The sequence below is a fragment of the Nocardioides ureilyticus genome, from assembly GCF_051280745.1.
GTDB lineage: Bacteria > Actinomycetota > Actinomycetes > Propionibacteriales > Nocardioidaceae > Nocardioides.
The window spans coordinates 1-1914 of the sequence record NZ_JBNCOG010000073.1 but is presented as its reverse complement, the minus strand read 5'-3'; the positions used below and the strand labels follow the sequence as shown (position 1 = coordinate 1914).

At 78.9% G+C, this 1914-nt stretch carries 2 protein-coding genes; one reads left to right on the top strand and one right to left on the bottom strand.

Annotation, left to right across the window (positions count from 1 at the left end; translation table 11 throughout):
* Positions 1–775, top strand: a 775-nt coding sequence (locus tag ACSMHG_RS19500) for a LuxR C-terminal-related transcriptional regulator (RefSeq protein WP_435748244.1), incomplete at its 5' end; no start/stop codon positions are given.
* 24 nt (positions 776–799) lie between these two features.
* On the opposite strand, the gene ACSMHG_RS19495 is transcribed toward ACSMHG_RS19500, so the two are convergent.
* Positions 800–1786: a DUF2332 domain-containing protein gene (locus ACSMHG_RS19495; protein ID WP_435748242.1), complete on the bottom strand. Its 987-nt coding sequence runs from the start codon at positions 1784–1786 to the stop codon at positions 800–802.
* Between the last annotated feature and the right edge of the window lie 128 nt (positions 1787–1914).

Sequence of the window (1914 nt, the reverse complement as noted above, 5' to 3'; positions counted from 1 at the left end):
GGTGGCGGTCGTGCGGGAGCTGCTGACGGGGGGGGACGACTCGGCGGGGGTCCCCCACCAGGCCCGGGGCGAGCTCCCCTCGGCGCTCAGCGAGCCGGCGCACGCGGCGCAGCACTACGCGGCCGCCGGCGAGCTCGTCGGCGACGACCCCGTGCACGCGGCCGCGCTGCCCTGGCGAGCCGGTGCCGCCCTCGCCCTGCTGCGTGCCGGCCAGCGGCGCCCGGCCGTCGAGCACGCTGCGACCCACCTCGAGGTGGCCCGCGCCTCCGGCTCGCCGTACGCCGTGGCGACCGCACTGCGGACCCTCGCCGCCACCGACGCCGGCCCCGGCCGGCTCGGGCTGCTGCGGCGGGCCCGCGCGAGCCTCGACGGCGTCCGCGCCGATCGGCTGGCGGCGCAGGTGGACACCGATCTCGCGGGCCTGCTGCTGCTCGACCCCCGCCCGGAGTCGGCCGAGGAGGCACGGGTCCTCCTCCGCCACGCCGAGGCGTACGCCGGGCGGGAGGAGCTCTGGCCGCTCCAGGGCCGCGTGCGCCGCCTGCTCGAGCGGCTCGGCGAGAGCCCGAGGCGGGCGCACCGGGAGGCGCTGGCCGTGCTGACCCCCGGCGAGCGCCGGGTCGCCCAGCTGGCGGCCGACGGGCTCACCAACCGCCAGATCGCCGAGACGCTCGTCGTGACGGTCAAGGCGGTGGAGTGGCACCTGTCCCACGTCTACCGCAAGCTCGGGATCACCTCACGCACGCGGTTGGCGGCGACGCTCGGGGCACCGACCTGACGGGTCAGCTGTCCGCGGCACCGGTCACAGCCAGGTCATCGACCGGCCGTGGCCATGGGTCCACGCCACCGCCCGGCCGTCGACGCCGAGCACGAACCGGCGCCCGTCGGGTGGCTCCGGACCCGTCGCGGTCACCCGCGGCAGCACCTGCGGCGCCTCGTTGCTGACCCACCGGCACGCGCCCTCGGCGACCAGACCGGTCATCAGGTCGTGGAACCGCTCGCGGTCCGGGCCGCGGAGGTAGGCCACGACCGCGCTGTGCAGGACGACCACGGGCCCGTGCTCGGCCGCCTGCTCGACCAGCGGAGGGAGGTCGGCGAGCAGGTCCCCCTCGACCAGCCGCGGAGGGTCGGCCCGGGCCAGCTCGACGGCATGGGCGAGCACCGCACGACGGTCGTCGTGCTCGGGCCAGACCAGGGTCTCCAGCCAGGCCGTCGTGTCGGGGTCGGTCACGTCGAGGGGGTGCAGGTCGAGGCCACCGCGCCAGGCGACGGCCGGTGGCCGCTCCGGGAACGGCGGGAGCGTCCCGCGGGTCTCCACCCGGCACGGCAGGCGCGGCTCGGGCCCGGTCACCACCGGCCCGTCCGGCGTCTCCCACGCGTACCCCCACCGGTCCGGGTAGAGGCACAGCCCGGCGCTCGCGCCGACCTCGACGAGGGCGAGCGGCCGGTCCTCCTCCAGCGCGGTCAGGGCCGGCACGAGGGTGGCCAGGCGCCCGGCCTCGTTGGTCTGGGTGCGGCGGGCCAGCACCGTGGCCCGCACCGCCGCCCACGCCGGGCCGAGCAGCGCGGCCCGGAGGGCGGCGTACGGCCCCGGCGCCGGCACGCCGTGCCAGCGCGCCGCCGCGAACACCAGGTTGGGCTGGGCCTTGCCGGCGGGCAGCCCCGCCAGCAGGTCGAGCACGGCGGGGTCGTCGGCCACGGAGGAGGCCCAGTCGCGGAAGCACGGGGAGTCGTCGGCCTCCTCGGCGAACCGGGCGTACTGCTCGCGGACGTCGGCGAAGGGCTCCATGACCCCAGCATCGCCCCTCCGCCCCGTGCTGCCCAGGGGGGGGGGGGGGGGGGGGGGGGGGGGGGGGGGGGGGGGGGGGGGGGGGGGGGGGGGGGGGGGGGGGGGGGGGGGGGTGGTGGGTTGGTTGT

Coding starts and splice junctions, on each gene's coding strand:
- ACSMHG_RS19495 (WP_435748242.1), bottom strand. CDS start 1,786: ATGGAGCCCTTCGCCGACGTCCGCGAGCAGTACGCCCGGTTCGCCGAG.